This window comes from Streptomyces sp. NK15101, from assembly GCF_020400725.1.
Lineage (GTDB): Bacteria > Actinomycetota > Actinomycetes > Streptomycetales > Streptomycetaceae > Streptomyces.
The window spans coordinates 60,650-76,177 of the sequence record NZ_JAINVG010000003.1 but is presented as its reverse complement, the minus strand read 5'-3'; the positions used below and the strand labels follow the sequence as shown (position 1 = coordinate 76,177).

Genomic DNA, 15,528 nt, shown 5'->3' with positions numbered 1-15,528 from the left:
CGAGGATGCGCCAGCTCTTCCCTGTGACGGACATGACAGCCTCGACCGCCGCCGGCCAGGGGTGGTCGCCCGCCTCCGACCGCGAGTGGTCGCTCGACGCCCTCGCCGACGCCTACGCGTATCCGGAGGGCGGCGGCACCTGGCTGCGGGCCAACATGGTCTCCTCGCTCGACGGCGCCGGTCAGCACGAGGGGCGCTCCCGGCCGCTCTCCTCCGAGACCGACATGCGGATCTTCGGCGTCCTGCGCGGGCTCGCCGACGTGGTCGTGGTGGGCGCCGAGACGGTGCGGCTCGAGGGCTACCGCCCGGCCCGGGCGCGGGAGGCCTTCGCGGACCGCCGGGCCGCCGCGGGACAGGGCCCGGCACCCGTGATCGCCGTGGTCAGCGCCTCCCTCGACCTGGACTTCTCCCTGCCGCTCTTCACCGAGCCGCTGGTGCCGACCGTGCTCCTCACCGGCTCCGGCGCGCCCGCCGACCGGATCCGGGCCGCCCGGGAGGCGGGCGCCGAGGTGCTGTTCGCGGGCGACGGGGCCCGGGTGGTGCCGGCCCGCGCGGTGGCGGTGCTCGCGGAGCGCGGGCTGCGCCGCCAGCTGACCGAGGGCGGGCCCCGGCTGCTCGGCCAGTTCGTGGGGGCGGACGTCCTCGACGAGCTGTGCCTGACGATCTCGCCGACCATGACGGCGGGCGACGCCCAACGGATCGCCGGGGGGCCCGCGGTGGCCGTCCCGACACGCTTCCAGGTGGCTTCCGTGCTGGAGCAGGACGGCTTCCTCTTCACCCGCTACCGTCGGATCTGACAATCGGCGGAATTTGTCGTTCCGCTTAGTGTCGGCTGGGCACACTTACCGTCGCAGACCCCGTGCGGGCACGGGGAAGGATGGTTTCCGCAGAAGGGCTCCCCAGGTGTTCACAAGCGTTCTGATGATCGAGAAGCCCCTCACGTCCGTCGACGTGGAATTCGTCACCACCCTGCACGGCGACGAGGGCATGTCCTTCATCGTTCTCATGCAGCCGCGTGGTGACCAGGCCGATGTACTGCTACGTGCCATCGACGACGTCGCCCTGGGTGAGCTCAAGGACGCCGCCCACGAGGGCGACGAACCGGAGGGCAAGGCGGCCAGGGGTCCCGCCGAGCAGGCCCTGGAGGTCTCGCTCCAGGCGCTGAGAAAGGCCGGCTGCGAAGCGGTCGGCCAGGTGGTCGAGGACCACCCGCTCGACAAGTTGAAGGCGGTGGTCGACGAGTCGAAGGCGGACGAGGTGATCGTTCTCACCGCCCCGCACTACGTGGAGGAGTTCTTCCACCGGGACTGGGCCTCCCGGGCCCGCCACAAGGTCGGCGTCCCCGTCCTGAAGCTCTTCGCGCACAGCGAGTAGCGGACGCTCCGTGTCCGCGCCCCGTGCAGGGGGCGCGGACACGGACCCGCCGCCCGCCGGGTCCCCGGCCGGGAGCCACTAGGCTGGGAGCTTCCAGACGCCTGTCCGTCGCCCGCGCGGCAGACAGCCACGAACCACCCCGGGGAGAGATCCGCATGGCACCCGCCATTCCCGCCGCCATGGAACGGCCGCACTTCATCGGCATCGGCGGTGCCGGGATGTCGGGCATCGCGAAGATCCTCGCCCAGCGCGGCGCCAAGGTCGCCGGCAGCGACGCCAAGGAGTCCGCGACCGCCGAGTCGCTGCGCGCCCTCGGCGTCACCGTGCACATCGGCCACGCCGCCGAGCACCTCGCCGACGACGCCTCCGCCGTCGTCGTCTCCAGCGCCATCCGCGCCGACAACCCCGAGCTGGCCCGCGCCGCGGAGCTCGGCATCCCCGTCGTCCACCGCTCCGACGCCCTCGCCTCCCTCATGGACGGCCTGAGCGCGATCGCCGTCGCCGGCACGCACGGCAAGACGACCACCACCTCCATGCTGGCCGTCGCCCTCACCGAGCTCGGCCTGGACCCGTCGTACGCCATCGGCGGCGACCTCGCGGGTCCCGGCACGAACGCCCGGCACGGCGACGGCGAGATCTTCGTCGCCGAGGCCGACGAGAGCGACCGCAGCTTCCAGAAGTACGACCCCCAGGTCGCGATCGTCCTCAACGTCGAGCTGGACCACCACGCGAACTACGCGTCGATGGACGAGATCTACGAGTCCTTCGAGGCCTTCACCGCCAAGATCCGCCCCGGCGGCACCCTGGTCGTCGGCGAGCACGCCGGCGCCCGTGAGCTGGCCCGCCGCGTCGCGGACCGCGACGGCCTGCACGTCGTCACCGTCGGCGAGTCCGAGGACTCCGACGCCCGCATCCTGAAGATCGTCCCGAACGGCATGAAGAGCGAGGTGACCGTCCTCCTCGACGGCGTCGAGCACACCTTCACCGTCTCCGTGCCCGGCCGCCACTACGCCCACAACGCCGCCGCGGCCCTCGCCGCCGGCGCCCGCGCCGGCATCGACCCGGCCGTGCTCGCCCAGGCCCTCACCGCCTACACCGGCGTCGGCCGCCGCCTCCAGCTCAAGGGCGAGGCCAAGGGCGTCCAGGTCATCGACTCGTACGCGCACCACCCCACCGAGATGACCGCCGACCTGGAGGCCATGCGCGGCGCCGCCGGCGCCTCCCGCCTCCTCGTCGTCTTCCAGCCGCACCTCTTCTCCCGCACCCAGGAGCTGGGCAAGGAGATGGGCGACGCGCTGGCCCTCGCCGACGCCTCCGTCGTCCTCGACATCTACCCGGCCCGCGAGGACCCGGTCCCGGGCGTCACCAGCGAGCTGATCATCGCGGCCGCCGAGCGGGCCGGCGCCGATGTGACGGCCGTCCACGACAAGGAGTCGGTCCCCGACGTCGTCGCGGGAATGGCCGGCCCCGGCGACCTCGTTCTCACGATGGGCGCGGGCGACGTCACGGACCTCGGTCCGAAGATCCTCGCCCGCCTGTCGAACTGAGGGAGTGGACGAACGATGGCGTACGAGGTCGAGAAGCCGGACGAGGAGTGGCAGGCGCAGCTGACCCCGGCGGAGTACCAGGTGCTCCGGCTGGCCGGCACGGAGCCCGCCTTCCGCGGTGAGTACACCGACACGAAGACGAAGGGCGTCTACTCCTGCCGCGCCTGCGGTGCGGAGCTCTTCACGTCGAACGAGAAGTTCGAGTCGCACTGCGGCTGGCCGTCCTTCTACGACCCGAAGGACAGCGAGGCCGTCGAGCTCGTCGCGGACACCTCCCACGGCATGATCCGCACCGAGGTCCGCTGTGCCCGCTGCGGCTCCCACCTGGGCCACGTCTTCGAGGGCGAGGGCTACCCGACCCCGACGGACCAGCGGTACTGCATCAACTCGATCTCGCTGCGTCTGGAGCCCACCGAGTAGCACGGAGCGGCCGCGGGCGCGAGGGGCCAGTCCGGATGCGGTTCCGGGGTGAGCCCCTCGCGGCCGATCCGGGAACCGGACGTGCAGAGGGAGACGGTGTTCTTGTCGGTCACGTGGCGGTGCGGCTCCTGGCCCGCAAGCGCTGAGCCGCCCGTCTGCCGGGAAGCCGCCCTCCACGAAGACCGCCCACACGACCGAGGAGCCCCTCGTGCCCCGTCTCCAGGTGCCCGCGGACGTCGACGCCTGGTTCGCCGAGTACGGCTGGTCTCCCGGCCGCAACGCCGCCGAGCAGGCTGCCGCGTTCGTCGCGGAGGCCGTCGAGCAGAGCCGGAAGCGCGGGTTCCCGCTGGAGCCCGTCGCCGCCGCGACCGCCTTCCTCACCGAGCACGCCGGGCTCCGGGTGATGCACGACGTCGAGCGTGACGCCTACATCGACTTCACGCCCGTTCCCGGCTGGGGCCGTCTCTTCGAGGACATGGCGGAGCTGGGCCGCAGGCTGGGCGTGCGGCTCTTTCCGGTCGGCTGGGACTCCACGGACGGGGAGGTGTACGTCGTGGACGAGCGGAACCGGTTCTTCTGCATGCACCACACCGGCGACTACTACATGGGCACCGGCAAGCACGGGGCGATGACGGGCCTCTACGCCTTCCCCATGCGGGACGCGGAGGACTTCTACGTCGTCTGACCCGGACCCGTCGTCCGACCCGGATCCGTCGTCCGACCCGGCCCCGTCGTCCGGTCCGGCTCCGTCGTCCGGTCCGGCTCCTCAGTGCACCGAGAAGCCGCCGTCCACGAAGAGCGACTGGCCCGTGACGTACGCGGAGGAGGCGCTCGCCAGGAAGACGGCCGCGCCCGCGAAGTCCTCCGCCAGGCCGTTGCGGCCGACCATCGTGCGGGCCGCCAGGGCGGCGACCTTCTCCGGGTCGGAGGAGAGGCGCCGGTTGAGCGGGGTCATCACGAAGCCGGGGACCAGGGTGTTGGCGGTGACCCCGTACGGGGACCAGGCCTCGGCCTGCGAGCGGGCCAGCGACTCCAGGGCGCCCTTGGACACCCCGTACGCCCCGCTCTGGACGAACGCGCGGTGCGCCTGCTGCGAGGTGATGTGGATGATCCGGCCGAAGCCCCGCTCGGCCATGCCGTGCCCGAACCGCTGCCCGAGCAGGAACGGCGCCTCCAGGTTCACGGTCATCGTCGTGTCCCACACCTCCTCGCCCACCTCGCCGAACGGCGGCCGGAGGTTGATGCCGGCCGAGTTCACCAGGACGTCCGGCTCCCCGAAGACGGCCGCCGCCGCCTCCGCCCCGGCCCTGATGCCCTCCCGGGTGCTCAGGTCGGCGCTCACCCAGGCCGCCCGGCAGCCGTCGGCCGTCAGCTCGTCGACGGTCGCGGTGAGCTCGGCCTCCTTGCGGGCCATCACGACCACCCGCGCGCCCGCGCGGGCCAGTGCCCCGGCGATCGCCCTGCCGATGCCCGAACTGCCGCCGGTCACGAGGGCGTTGCGCCCTTCGAGGGAGAAGAGACCGGAGAGGTATCCGCCGGGGGTGGTGCTCATGCTGTCGCTCCTCGGGTCGTACGGCCCCCGCCCGACCGGTGAGGTGAAGGGCAGGTACACGCATCCTGGCACACGGCCGGACGCGCCCTGTGTGATGATCTCCTCTTCGCGATGGGGATCCGCCAGGGACCCCGGGGGAGAGAACCATGGGAAAGACAGACGCCAACGGCGTCGACCTGTCCGGCGTCACCGGCAGGCTCATCCAGACCGTCGACCTGGTGAAGGGCCCGGCGCCGCAGGCGATCGCGACCGACACCCGCAACGGGTACGTCTTCGTGCTGCAGATGGAGAGCGGCAGCCAGGAGGACATCGAGCAGGGCAACATGCGGCTCAACCGCATCGACCGTCTGACCGGCAGGGTCATCGACTCGATGCAGCTGAAGGGCTTCGGGCACGGCATCTCGATGGGCGTGGAGCCGCAGGGCACCGAGACGTACGTCTGGACCGAGGTCGGCCCGCTGCACCTCAGCAAGAGGGCCGACGGCACGGTCAAGGCCGCCTTCGGCAAGGCCGTCACGCGGTTCCTCTACCAGGAGAACACGATCCTCGACGGGAACTCCCCGACGCTGCGGAAGTTCACGCCGCCCGGCAGCACCTCGAGCACCGGGCCCTCGATCGACCCGGTGAACAACCTCCTGTGCGTCATGTACCACAAGGACGGCAAGCGCACGTTCACCCGTTACGACCTCGCCGCGGCCGCCGCCGGCAACTGGGTCCCGGTGGGCACCACCTTCGTCATGCGGGACTGCGACGGCCTCCCGTCGACGTGCGTGGACGAGGAGACGACGCCCCCCGTGCCGTCGCCCTACCCCCTGGAGGCCAGGCTCACCTCCCAGGGCTTCACCGTCCTGGGAGACGTCCTCTACTGGTACCAGTGGGCGCCGTACTTCGTCGACGAGGACCCGGCCACGCTCCCCGTCGACGGCTTCCCGGGCGTCGCCTTCCTCACCTCGTACTCCTGGACCACCGGCGAGCGGTTCGACCGGCAGGTCGTCACCAGCGCCGACGGCCTCACCCGGCGCGAACCCGAGGGCGCCGCCATCGAGGTCGACCCCGCGACCGGGGAGAACCGCCTGCTGTTCGGCTTCAGCAACACCGTCCCGGGGACGACCGGCTCGCGCGACGTCACGATCAGCTGGTACCCGACGAAGCCCGCCGTCGACGGCGTCAAGGTCCTCGCGGACTGGGAGGACCTCGCCCTCGAACCCGGCGTCACGCCCGGCGCCCAGCCCCCGCGCGGCCGCCTGATCGCCCTCGCCGGCACCACCTACCTCCAGCTGCGCGGCACCCTCACCTGCTCGCCCGGCCTCACCGCGGACAGCAAGATCGCCACCCTGCCGCACCGGCTGCGCCCCACCCACGTGACGCGCGCGAACGTGCCCCGCAACAACAACACCGGACGCTGCGTGTGCCGCGTCGAGGCGAACATCGCCGGCGCGCTCACGGCGTACGGCCCCACCAGCGACAACGCCGTCACCTGGATCGACCTCGACGGCTTCTCCGTCGCCTGGCGATGAACCACCGCCCGGCCGCCGCCACGCACCAGACCGCCCGCCCCGCCCGCCCCGCCCGATCCGGAGGATCGACCATGACCCAGCGCACGACCAGCCGCCGCTCCCTGCTCGCCGCGGCCCTGGCCGCCCCCACCGTCGCCGTCGGCGCCCCGCTGCTGACCGCCACCCCCGCCGCCGCCGTCGACCCGGTGGACGGCTGCCAGACCGTCGTCGACTGGACGCCGATCACCCTGGCGGCGGGCGTGCAGAACGACCCCCTCTCACCGGCCGAGGCGCGCGTGATCCGCCTCGCGGGCACGGAGTTCCTCCAGCTGCGCGGCCTGGTCACCTGCTCGTTCATCGCCGACGGCCCGCTCGGCACGCTGGACCCCTCGATCCGTCCGCCCAAGCTGACCCGCGGCGTCTGCCCCCGCAACAACAGCCAGGGCGTCAACTCCCTGCGCATCGAGGCCAACACGGCCGGCACCGTCAACGTCCTCGGCCCCCAGTCGACGAACAAGGTCACCTGGATCCAGCTGGACAGCTTCTCGTCCGTCATGCGCTGACCCCCACCACCCGCCGCGGGCCGGCGCCCGTGGTTCCGGGGCGCCTCGACGAGGGAGGGCGGGGCCCGTTCCTCGTCGAGGCGCTCGCCTCACGGCGGGCGGTGCCCGACCGCGCACCGGCCGGGAAGACCGTGCGGGCCGGGCCCGACCTCAGCCCCGAAGGGCCTCGTACCCGGCCGGCCGGGTGGTGAAGGTGCCCCGGCCCTGGGTGCGGCCGCGGAGGCGGGACGCGTAGCCGAAGAGCTCGGCCAGCGGGACCGTCGCCGACACCACCGCCGTACCGGAGCGGGTCGTCGAGTCCGTGACCCGGCCCCGGCGGGCCGCGAGGTCGCCGAGGACCGAGCCGACCGACTCGGCGGGGACGGTGACCGTCACCTCGGCCACCGGTTCGAGCAGGGTCATCACGCTCGCGCGGAGCGCCTCGCGCAGGGCGAAGCGGCCCGCCGTGCGGAACGCCATCTCCGAGGAGTCCTTCGGATGCGTGGCGCCGTCCGTGAGCGTGACCCGGACGCCCGTCACCGGATGGCCGCCGAGGGGACCCTCGACGAGGGCGTCCCGGCAGCCGGCCTCGACCGCGCGGACGTACTCCTGCGGGACGCGGCCGCCCGTGACCGTCGAGCGGAACTCGAACTCCTCTCCGTCCTCGGTCGGTTCGACGTCGATGACGACGTGGGCGAACTGGCCCGCGCCGCCGTCCTGTTTGACGTGGCGGTGGAGGAGATCCGTGACGCCCTTCGTCACCGTCTCCCGGTACGCGACCTGCGGCCGGCCGACCGTGACCTCGAGGTCCCGGTCGCGGCGCAGCTTCTCCACCGCCACCTCCAGGTGCAGCTCGCCGAGACCGGACAGGACCGTCTGGCCCGTCTCCGGGTCGGACCGCACCACCAGCGACGGGTCCTCCTCCGTCATCCGGGCGAGGGCCGTCGCGAGCCGGCCCGTGTCCGTGCCGCGGCGGGCCTCCACGGCGACCGAGACCACCGGGTCGGCGGTCGTCGGCGGTTCCAGGACGACCGGCGCGTCCGGGGCGCACAGCGTCGCCCCGGCGCGGGCGGACTTCGGCCCGACGACGGCGACGATGTCACCGGCGCGCGCCGTGTCCACCTCCGTCGCCCGGTCGGCCTGGACGCGCAGGATGCGGGCGATCCGCTCCGTACGCCCGGCGGTGGTGTCGAGCACGGTGTCCCCCTTCCCGATCGTGCCCGCGTAGACGCGGAGGTAGGTCATGCGGCCGGTTGCCGTCGCGTTCACCTTGAAGGCGAGCGCGGTGAACGGCGCCTCCGGGTCCGCCGGGACCTCGCCGCGCACCGGCGGCATGTCCGACGGGGCCGGGAGGTACGCGACGACGGCGTCGAGCAGCGGCTCGATGCCCCGGTTGCGGTACGCCGAGCCGCACAGCACGACCACGGCCTCCCCGGAGAGGGTCAGGTCGCGCAGGGCGCCCGTGAGGACGTCCTCGGAGAGGGCGTTCCGCTCGCAGAACTCCTCCAGGGCGCCCGGGTGCAGCTCCGCGACCGTCTCCTCCAGGTGCCGCCTGCGGCGCCCGGCCTCGTCCCGGAGCTCGTCGGGGACCGGCAGGTCGGCGAAGGCGTCGGTGCCGTCGGCCCACACGTACGCCCGCATCCGGACCAGGTCCACGACGCCCGTGAAGCCGTCCTCGCGCCCGATGGGCAGCTGGACGGGGAGCGGCACGGTGCCCAGGCGGGTGCGGATCGACTCGACCGCGCCGTCGAGCTCCGCGCCCGCGCGGTCCAGCTTGTTGACGAACGCGAGGCGCGGTACGCCGTGCCGGTCGGCCTGGCGCCACACCGTCTCGCTCTGCGGTTCGACGCCCGCGACGGCGTCGAAGACGGCGACGGCGCCGTCGAGGACGCGCAGCGAGCGCTCGACCTCGTCGGAGAAGTCCACGTGACCGGGCGTGTCGATCAGGTTGATCCGGTGGCCCGCCCAGTCGCAGCTGACGGCCGCGGCGAAGATCGTGATGCCCCGGTCCCGCTCCTGCGGGTCGAAGTCGGTGACGGTCGTGCCGTCGTGGACCTCGCCGCGCTTGTGGGTGGCGCCGGTCAGGTACAGGAACCGCTCGGTGACGGTGGTCTTGCCGGCGTCGACGTGGGCGAGGATGCCGAGGTTGCGGACGCTTCGGGTGGTGGTGTCGGTACGCACGGTGTGTCGTGCCTTTCGCTGCTGCGTGGAGAACGGGGCAGCGCGATTCCCGGACGTCGGTCAGGGGTGTGACGGCGTCACGGGCGGCGATGACGGGCGCGCAGCCGTCACCGCTCGGCGGAGGAGGCGAGGATCACGTCGTACCGGGCACGGGAGGACGACACGGCGGCGGCGCTACGGCAACGCACGGTCGTCTCCCCTCGGTCGGACGTCTCACGACGGCACACCGGTCGGTGCGCCGTGACGGGAGCGTAGGGAAGCGAACAGGCCGTGCGCCACCGGTTTTTGGCCGCTTCTCTCCTGCCCCGCGGGGCCCCTCGGGTGCTTAATGGTGCTCCCGCCATGGGCGGGTACGACGGACGTGAAGACGGGGGTACACATGGGAACTGCCGCGCCGCCGCCCGACGAGTCGCCGGCCGGGTCACCCGACCGGCCGCCGACCGGGTCACCGAACAGGACGCCGCCGACAGGGGCGACGCCCCGGCACGTTCCGCCGCCCCCCGCGGAACCGCCGATGCCGCCCCTCGTGTCGAAGTCCCGCCGGAGACGCGTCCTCGAGCTCGCGGTCCGGCGCCGGATGCTGTGGGTGGGCTCCGCGGCCGTACCGCTCCACAACATCACCTCGGTCGAGGCCTACAAGGACCAGCCCGACGCGGGCGCGATCCTCCTCCGCCTCCTGAAGTGGGCCTTCGTCGCCGTCTTGCTCTACGCCGGAGTCAACTACCTCACCGGGGGCGAGGCACGCATCGGGGAGAGCGGGAACCCCCTGATGATCGTCCTGCTGCTCGTCGTGGTCGGGTTCGCCCTCAAGGACGTGTTCCGGATGTCGAAACCGGTGCTCGCCATCGGCACGGCCGGCGGCAACACGGTGACCGTCACCCTCCCGACGGTGGACGAGCTGCGGCACATCGCGGGCCAGATCGTGAACGCGATCGACAACCCGGCGGCGGAGTTCCGCACGGTCGTGGAGCACACCACCACGAACCACTTCGGTCCCGTCGTCAACATCCGCGGCGGCCGGGGGCACACCGGGATCAGCAACAACTGAGCGCGACGGACCCTGCCGCTGGCGGCCCTGCCGGCCGGGCCTCAGGCGGCCGGGTCCGCCGGCTGCAGGAGGTCCCAGCGGTTGCCGTAGAGGTCCTCGAAGACGGCGACCGAGCCGTACGGCTCGTGGCGCGGCTCCTCCAGGAACTTCACCCCGGCGGCCGACATGCGCTCGTGGTCGCCGGCGAAGTCCTCCGTGTGGAGGAAGAAGCCGACCCGGCCGCCGGTCTGGTTGCCGACCGAGGCCTCCTGCTCCTCGTTCTTCGCGCGGGCGAGGAGCAGCCCGGTGTTGCCGAGGCCGCCGACGCCGGCCGCGCCGCGCGGACGGACGACGACCCAGCGGCTCCCGTCGCCGCGGTCGGTGTCCTCGACCAGCTCGAAGCCGAGGGCGTCGGTGTAGAAGGCGATGGCCTCGTCGTATTCGCGGACGACGAGGGTGACGAGTGCGATGGACGGCATTTCCCCAACGTAATACGCGGAAGGGTGGGAACCCACCCGCGTCGACCCGCGTCGTGACGGGGGATGACCCTTGCGGGACGGAGGGTCGGAACGAGGGTCCGGGGAGGGTGGGGAGAGGGTCGGCCCCGCCCCCGGTGCGAGAATGCCCGGCATGGACGCAGAGGGGTTCGACCGGCTCGCCGCCCGGGCGCGGGGGCTCGCCGTGCCCGGGAGCCGGCGGATCCTGGGCCTCGCGGGTGCCCCGGGCGCCGGGAAGTCGACGCTCGCGGAGCGGCTCGTCGCCCGCCTCGACGGGCTGGCGGTCCTCGTCCCGATGGACGGCTTCCACCTCGCCCAGGCGGAGCTGGAGCGACTCGGCCGGGCGGACAGGAAGGGCGCGCCCGACACCTTCGACGCCGCCGGGTACGCCGCGCTCCTCACCCGGCTCCGCACTCCCGAGCCCGGCGTCACCGTGTACGCCCCCGCCTTCGACCGTTCCCTGGAGGAGCCGATCGCCGGGGCCGTGCCCGTACCGTCCGAAGTCCCGCTGGTCGTGACGGAGGGGAACTACCTCCTCCACGACGAGGGCCCCTGGGCGGCGGTCCTCCCCCTCCTCGACGAGGCCTGGTACCTGGACCTGGACGATCGCAGCCGCGTCTCCCGGCTCGTCGAGCGGCACGTCCGCTTCGGCAAGGACCGGGACCGGGCCGAACGCTGGGTCAGGGAGTCCGACGAGTCGAACGCCCGCCTCGTGGTCCGGGGCCGCGACCGCGCCCACCTGGTCGTCGCGATGTCGTAGGGCCTGTCCGACCGTTCCCGTCGGGTCCGGCCCGCCCGGCACGCACGCTCGCCGCACGGCCGAAACGCCCGAGTGGCTCCTTCCCCGGGCTCTCGGCTTCGTTCGAGCAGGGGAGACCCCATCCGAGGGCGTCCCGGCCGCACGCCGATCGCACGCACCGGACGCCCCGGCCTGATCCGACGCGAATGGCTGGACAGGCCCTAGTTCTCCCACGCGGCGGCGCCGCGCAGCAGGTGGTGATCGGCGATGCCGCCGCAGGCCACGGCGTCGCCCCGTACCGTCGTGAACCAGTGGTGGCTCAGGAAGATGTAGTCGATCTTCCTGTTCGCCGTGGTGTGCTCCGAGCAGGTGGTCGTGACGGTGTCCTCGCCGCTGCGGCAGCGGTCCGCCGTCTGCGGACAGTCCGTGCCCGTGAAGCGGTCCTTGTCGTTCTCGTCGACCTCCTGGAACACACCGGTCGATCCGGCCCCGTGGTTGTACAGCGGGTCCAGGTCGGAGTGCTTCGGCACCTGGTTGAAGTCGCCGGCGAGGACCACCGGGTCGCCCGCGGCGGCGTGCGCGCGGGTGATCTCGGCGACCTCGGCGATCTGCGCCGTGGTGTTGGCAGCGTGGAAGTCGATGTGGGTGTTGCAGGCGCGGACCGGGCGGCCCGTCACCGTGCTCCTGGCGCAGAGCAGGATGCGGTTCTCGGCGTTCGTGGGCTCCGGTAGGAAGTCGACGGTCCGGGTGGAGAGGTCGAACGTGCCGGGGCCGCCCTTCGCGAAGATCGCGAGGCCGAAGCGCAGGTCGGGAGCGACACCGTCGTCGGGGTCGGGGTCCCAGCGGGCGCAGCCGGACGCCGACGGGAGCGCCGCGCCCCAGACGGAGTCGTACCTCGTGCCGGAGCGGTTCGCCAGGCGGTCGCGGAGCAGCTTCCACTGCTCGTAACAGACCTCCTGGAGCATGACGAGGTCCGTCTCCCAGTAGTCGACGGCGTGCACGACGGCGTCGAGCCACTCCGTCTTCGCCGCGCTGGTCGGCCGGTCCTCGCAGGTGGAGGAGGCGCCGCACACGTTGTACGTGATGAAGCGCGGCCTGGGAGCGGTCTCCTTGTCGACGACGTCCGCCTGGGCGGGCACGCCGGCCGCGGCCATCAGTCCGACGGAGAACAGCGCGGCGAGCAGCGCTCTGAGTGATGCGCGCACCGACAGCCCCTTTCATGATCGGTGGGCAAAGGCGCATCGTGGCACGACCCCGGTCCGGCCGGCCGGGCGGGTCGGCAGTACGCTCCTCTGTCATGGTCATGAGCAGCGGAAGCCAGGACGCGACGCGGGGCACGGTCGGGCTGGTCTTCCGGCCGACGCGGGCCGACCTCCTCACGGCCGTCCTCGTACGGGAGCGGCTGCGGCGGCTCCACATCCTGCGCTGGGCGTTCGTCCTGCTCTTCGGGGGCTTCGCCGTGCTCGCGGCGATCGCACAGGCGACCGTCACGGTCTCGACCGGGCTCTTCCTCCTCCTCGCCGGCCTCATCTGGGCGATGCCCCACTTCCAGGCCAACCACGCGCTGCGCACGGTCGAGTGGCAGGGCGAGTACCGCGCCTCGGTGAGCGAGACCGGGATCGAGATGGAGACCGCCCACGTGTCGCTGCTCCAGCGCTGGTCGGTCTTCCGCGGCTACCGCGAGACCCGCGACCACCTGGTGCTGCTCAGCCGCGACCCGAACATCCTGCTCGCCGAGGTGCTGCCGCTGCGCGGACTGCGCTCCCCGGAGGAGGCGGATCGGCTGCGCGTCCTGGTGGACGGGCACCTGCCCCGCCTCTGACCGTCGACCGGGCCCTCGCCGCCCCCTCGCCCGCGCCGGAGGCCCCCGCGACTCCGCTCAGCCGGCGGATCCGGCCGACGCGTGCTCCGCCGCCGCCACCGCGAGCGCCCGGACCAGCGGGTGCGGAACGGTGCCGTCGCCCGCCAGTTCCGGCTGGAAGAGGGTCGCCAGGAAGAAGGGGTGCGAGGGGAGTTCGGCGATGCGGATGCCGCCCTCCTCGTCCGCGCCGGTGAAGCGCAGGCCGTGCGCCCGCAGGGTGTCCAGGTGGCGGCTGTCCGGGCCGTAGTTGCAGTGGTACCGCTCCGTCGTCCGCTCCGCGCCGAGCGCCTTCTCGGCGAGCGAGCCGGGGGTGATCCGTACGACGCCCTCGTGGCCCACCAGCGAGCAGGCGAGCGGTGCGATCAGCAGGTCGCCCGGATCGGCCGCCGGGTCGTTCTCGGCGTGCGCCGCCCGCTCCAGGCCGCAGACGTCCCGCGCGTACTCGATCAGGGCGTGCTGGAAGCCGGCGCAGGTGCCGAGGAAGGGGATGCCGTCCTCGCGGGCCGTACGGATCGCCGCGAGAGCCCCCGCCTCGCTCGCGTACGGGCTGCCCGGCAGCACCCACACCGCGTCGAAGCCCTTCACGGCGCCGGGGGCCTCCGCGTCGCCCGTGGGGATCCAGTACGCGTCGAGCGCGAGCCCGTCCCGCTCGGCGAGGGCGTCCAGGAGGACCGGGATCCGGACGTGGGAGCGGACGTGCGGGGAGCGGTCGCCGACCAGGGCGATCCGGGGGGCGTGCGTGTTCGTGTTCATGGCCACCATGCTGGGCGGCGATCGTCGTTCACGTCCAACGATGATTCCTGCACTCTCCATCACGGACGCTAATGAACCTCCGGCTAGGGTGGCCGCATGACGAACGATCACGACTGGGAGACCCGCGTCGCCGCGCTCTGGGAGCACCTCGACGACCACGAGCCCGCCGACTTCCGCGCCCGCGTCGCCGCCCTCGCCGCCGAACGGCCCGCCGACGACCCGGCCGCCGTCTTCGAGCAGGGCGCCGCCCACGACTCCACCGGCATGCCCGAGGAGGCCGTCGCCCACTACGAGCGGGCCCTCGCCCTCGGCCTCACCGGACTGCGCCGCCGACGGGCCGTCATCCAGCTCGCCAGCAGCCTGCGCAACCTCGGCCGCCCCGACCGCAGCGTCGAACTCCTCACCGCCGAACGGGCCCTGCCCGCCGACCGGCTCGACGCCGACGAGCGGGCGCTCTCCGGTGCCGTCGACGCCTTCCTCGCCCTCGCCCTCGCCGACACCGGCCGCGACCGCGAGGCCGCCTCCCTCGCCCTCGGCGCCCTCGCGCCCCTGCTGCCCCGCTACAACCGCTCCCTCGCGCACTACGCCAAGGACCTGCTGAAGACCCCCTGGGGGTCCTGAGCCGGTGGACCCGCACCTCCTCCGCACGTACGTCACCGTCGCCCGTCTCGCCTCCTTCTCCGAGGCGGCGCGCGACCTCGGCTACACCCAGTCCGCCGTCTCCCAGCACATCGCCGCCCTGGAGGCCGACCTCGGACTGCCCCTGCTCACCCGGCGGCCCGTCGCCCCGACCCCGGCCGGGGAGCGGCTCCTCGAACACGCCGGGGCGCTGCTGCTCCGCCTCGACGCGGCCCGCGCCGACCTCGGCCGGTTCGCCGCCGCGCCCCGCGCGACCCTGAGCGTCGCCGCCTCCCCGCTCGCCCTCACCGCCCGCGTCCTCGCCGCCCTGCCCGCCACCGGGGTCACCCTGCGCGCCCTGCCCCGCGAGCGGGTGCCCGTCGCCGTCGCCACCGGCGAGGCCGACGCCGGACTCGTCGACGGCATCGCCGCCCCCAGCGACCCGCTGCGGCTGCCCGACGTCGCCCCGCTCGCCACGACCGGCGTCGCCGAGGAACCGCTCGCCGTCGTCCTGCCCGGCCGGCACCCCCTCGCCGGACGCCCCGGGCTCCGGCTCGACGACCTCGTCGACGCCCGCTGGCTGGACGCTCCCGCCGCCGGCATCCCCCTCGACCGGCTGCGGGCCGTCCACGCCGGCCCCGCCGGGCGCGGCTTCCGCACCGCCCTGCGCTACGAGGGCACCGACACCCGCACCCTCGCCGCCCTGGCCGCCGCCGGGCACGGGCTCGCCCTGCTGCCGCCGTCCGCTACGGAGGGCGTCCCCGGCGCGGCCGCCGTCCCCCTGGTCGCGCCCCGGCTCGTCCACCGCACCGAGCTCCTCCTGCCGGCGGGCGCCCACGGCGAACCGTCCGGGCCGGTGGCCGAGTTCACGGGACGGCTCAAGGGCTGACACCCGCAGTCGCTACCCTGGGCGCAACGGCG

Annotated in this window: 17 protein-coding genes; 12 read left to right on the top strand and 5 right to left on the bottom strand. The window is 73.4% G+C overall.

Annotation, left to right across the window (positions count from 1 at the left end):
• The first annotated feature begins 5 nt into the window (after window positions 1–5).
• The 5 genes from K7G60_RS02440 (at window position 6) to K7G60_RS02420 (ending at window position 4,026) form a co-directional block, all read left to right on the top strand.
• The gene (locus tag K7G60_RS02440; RefSeq protein ID WP_225799091.1) at window positions 6–797 is read left to right on the top strand and encodes a pyrimidine reductase family protein; all 792 of its coding nucleotides are present in this window, start codon (window positions 6–8) and stop codon (window positions 795–797) included.
• 106 nt (window positions 798–903) lie between these two features.
• On the top strand, window positions 904–1,374 hold the full coding sequence (locus K7G60_RS02435) for an indole-3-glycerol phosphate synthase (RefSeq protein WP_225799090.1): 471 nt from the start codon (window positions 904–906) through the stop codon (window positions 1,372–1,374).
• 155 nt (window positions 1,375–1,529) lie between these two features.
• Window positions 1,530–2,921, top strand: coding sequence for a UDP-N-acetylmuramate--L-alanine ligase (gene murC / locus K7G60_RS02430; RefSeq protein WP_225799089.1), 1,392 nt, complete (start codon window positions 1,530–1,532; stop codon window positions 2,919–2,921).
• A 15-nt stretch (window positions 2,922–2,936) separates the two neighbouring features.
• Complete coding sequence (gene msrB / locus K7G60_RS02425) at window positions 2,937–3,341, top strand: peptide-methionine (R)-S-oxide reductase MsrB (RefSeq protein WP_225799088.1); 405 nt, start codon at window positions 2,937–2,939, stop codon at window positions 3,339–3,341.
• 208 nt (window positions 3,342–3,549) lie between these two features.
• A complete protein-coding gene (locus tag K7G60_RS02420) occupies window positions 3,550–4,026 on the top strand; it encodes an SUKH-3 domain-containing protein (RefSeq protein WP_225799087.1) in 477 nt (158 codons plus the stop codon).
• A gap of 81 nt (window positions 4,027–4,107) precedes the next feature.
• Here K7G60_RS02420 and K7G60_RS02415 read toward each other — a convergent pair whose 3' ends face one another.
• Entirely contained in the window at window positions 4,108–4,893 is a 786-nt protein-coding gene (locus K7G60_RS02415; RefSeq protein WP_225799086.1) for an SDR family NAD(P)-dependent oxidoreductase, read from the bottom strand.
• 146 nt (window positions 4,894–5,039) lie between these two features.
• On the opposite strand from K7G60_RS02415, the gene K7G60_RS02410 reads away from it, so the two are divergent.
• Together K7G60_RS02410 and K7G60_RS02405 are read left to right on the top strand one after the other, a co-directional pair.
• Window positions 5,040–6,410 carry a hypothetical protein gene (locus K7G60_RS02410; RefSeq protein WP_225799085.1) on the top strand — a complete coding sequence of 457 codons (1,371 nt, stop codon included), beginning with the start codon at window positions 5,040–5,042 and terminating at the stop codon, window positions 6,408–6,410.
• A gap of 71 nt (window positions 6,411–6,481) precedes the next feature.
• Window positions 6,482–6,952 (top strand): hypothetical protein, encoded by a 471-nt coding sequence (locus K7G60_RS02405; RefSeq protein ID WP_225799084.1) that lies wholly within the window; start codon window positions 6,482–6,484, stop codon window positions 6,950–6,952.
• Window positions 6,953–7,102: 150 nt separating this feature from the next.
• Here the strand turns inward: K7G60_RS02405 and fusA are convergent, their stop codons facing one another.
• Window positions 7,103–9,112 carry an elongation factor G gene (gene fusA / locus K7G60_RS02400; RefSeq protein WP_225799083.1) on the bottom strand — a complete coding sequence of 670 codons (2,010 nt, stop codon included), beginning with the start codon at window positions 9,110–9,112 and terminating at the stop codon, window positions 7,103–7,105.
• A gap of 514 nt (window positions 9,113–9,626) precedes the next feature.
• Here fusA and K7G60_RS02395 point away from each other — a divergent pair.
• Window positions 9,627–10,160 carry a DUF6232 family protein gene (locus K7G60_RS02395; RefSeq protein ID WP_225799082.1) on the top strand — a complete coding sequence of 178 codons (534 nt, stop codon included), beginning with the start codon at window positions 9,627–9,629 and terminating at the stop codon, window positions 10,158–10,160.
• 41 nt (window positions 10,161–10,201) lie between these two features.
• On the opposite strand, the gene K7G60_RS02390 is transcribed toward K7G60_RS02395, so the two are convergent.
• Window positions 10,202–10,618: a VOC family protein gene (locus tag K7G60_RS02390; protein WP_225799081.1), complete on the bottom strand. Its 417-nt coding sequence runs from the start codon at window positions 10,616–10,618 to the stop codon at window positions 10,202–10,204.
• 142 nt (window positions 10,619–10,760) lie between these two features.
• Between K7G60_RS02390 and K7G60_RS02385 the strand changes: the two genes are divergently transcribed.
• Window positions 10,761–11,396: a nucleoside/nucleotide kinase family protein gene (locus tag K7G60_RS02385; RefSeq protein ID WP_374115566.1), complete on the top strand. Its 636-nt coding sequence runs from the start codon at window positions 10,761–10,763 to the stop codon at window positions 11,394–11,396.
• A 200-nt stretch (window positions 11,397–11,596) separates the two neighbouring features.
• Here K7G60_RS02385 and K7G60_RS02380 read toward each other — a convergent pair whose 3' ends face one another.
• Window positions 11,597–12,580: an endonuclease/exonuclease/phosphatase family protein gene (locus K7G60_RS02380; protein WP_225799079.1), complete on the bottom strand. Its 984-nt coding sequence runs from the start codon at window positions 12,578–12,580 to the stop codon at window positions 11,597–11,599.
• Between the two features lie 92 nt (window positions 12,581–12,672).
• Here K7G60_RS02380 and K7G60_RS02375 point away from each other — a divergent pair, with 92 nt between their 5' ends.
• The gene (locus K7G60_RS02375) at window positions 12,673–13,197 is read left to right on the top strand and encodes a YcxB family protein (protein WP_225799078.1); all 525 of its coding nucleotides are present in this window, start codon (window positions 12,673–12,675) and stop codon (window positions 13,195–13,197) included.
• 57 nt (window positions 13,198–13,254) lie between these two features.
• On the opposite strand, the gene K7G60_RS02370 is transcribed toward K7G60_RS02375, so the two are convergent.
• A complete protein-coding gene (locus K7G60_RS02370) occupies window positions 13,255–13,989 on the bottom strand; it encodes a hypothetical protein (protein WP_225799077.1) in 735 nt (244 codons plus the stop codon).
• Window positions 13,990–14,085: 96 nt separating this feature from the next.
• Here K7G60_RS02370 and K7G60_RS02365 point away from each other — a divergent pair, with 96 nt between their 5' ends.
• Complete coding sequence (locus tag K7G60_RS02365) at window positions 14,086–14,610, top strand: tetratricopeptide repeat protein (protein WP_225799076.1); 525 nt, start codon at window positions 14,086–14,088, stop codon at window positions 14,608–14,610.
• Window positions 14,611–14,614: 4 nt separating this feature from the next.
• Window positions 14,615–15,496, top strand: coding sequence for a LysR family transcriptional regulator (locus tag K7G60_RS02360; RefSeq protein WP_225799075.1), 882 nt, complete (start codon window positions 14,615–14,617; stop codon window positions 15,494–15,496).
• The last annotated feature ends 32 nt before the right edge of the window (window positions 15,497–15,528 follow it).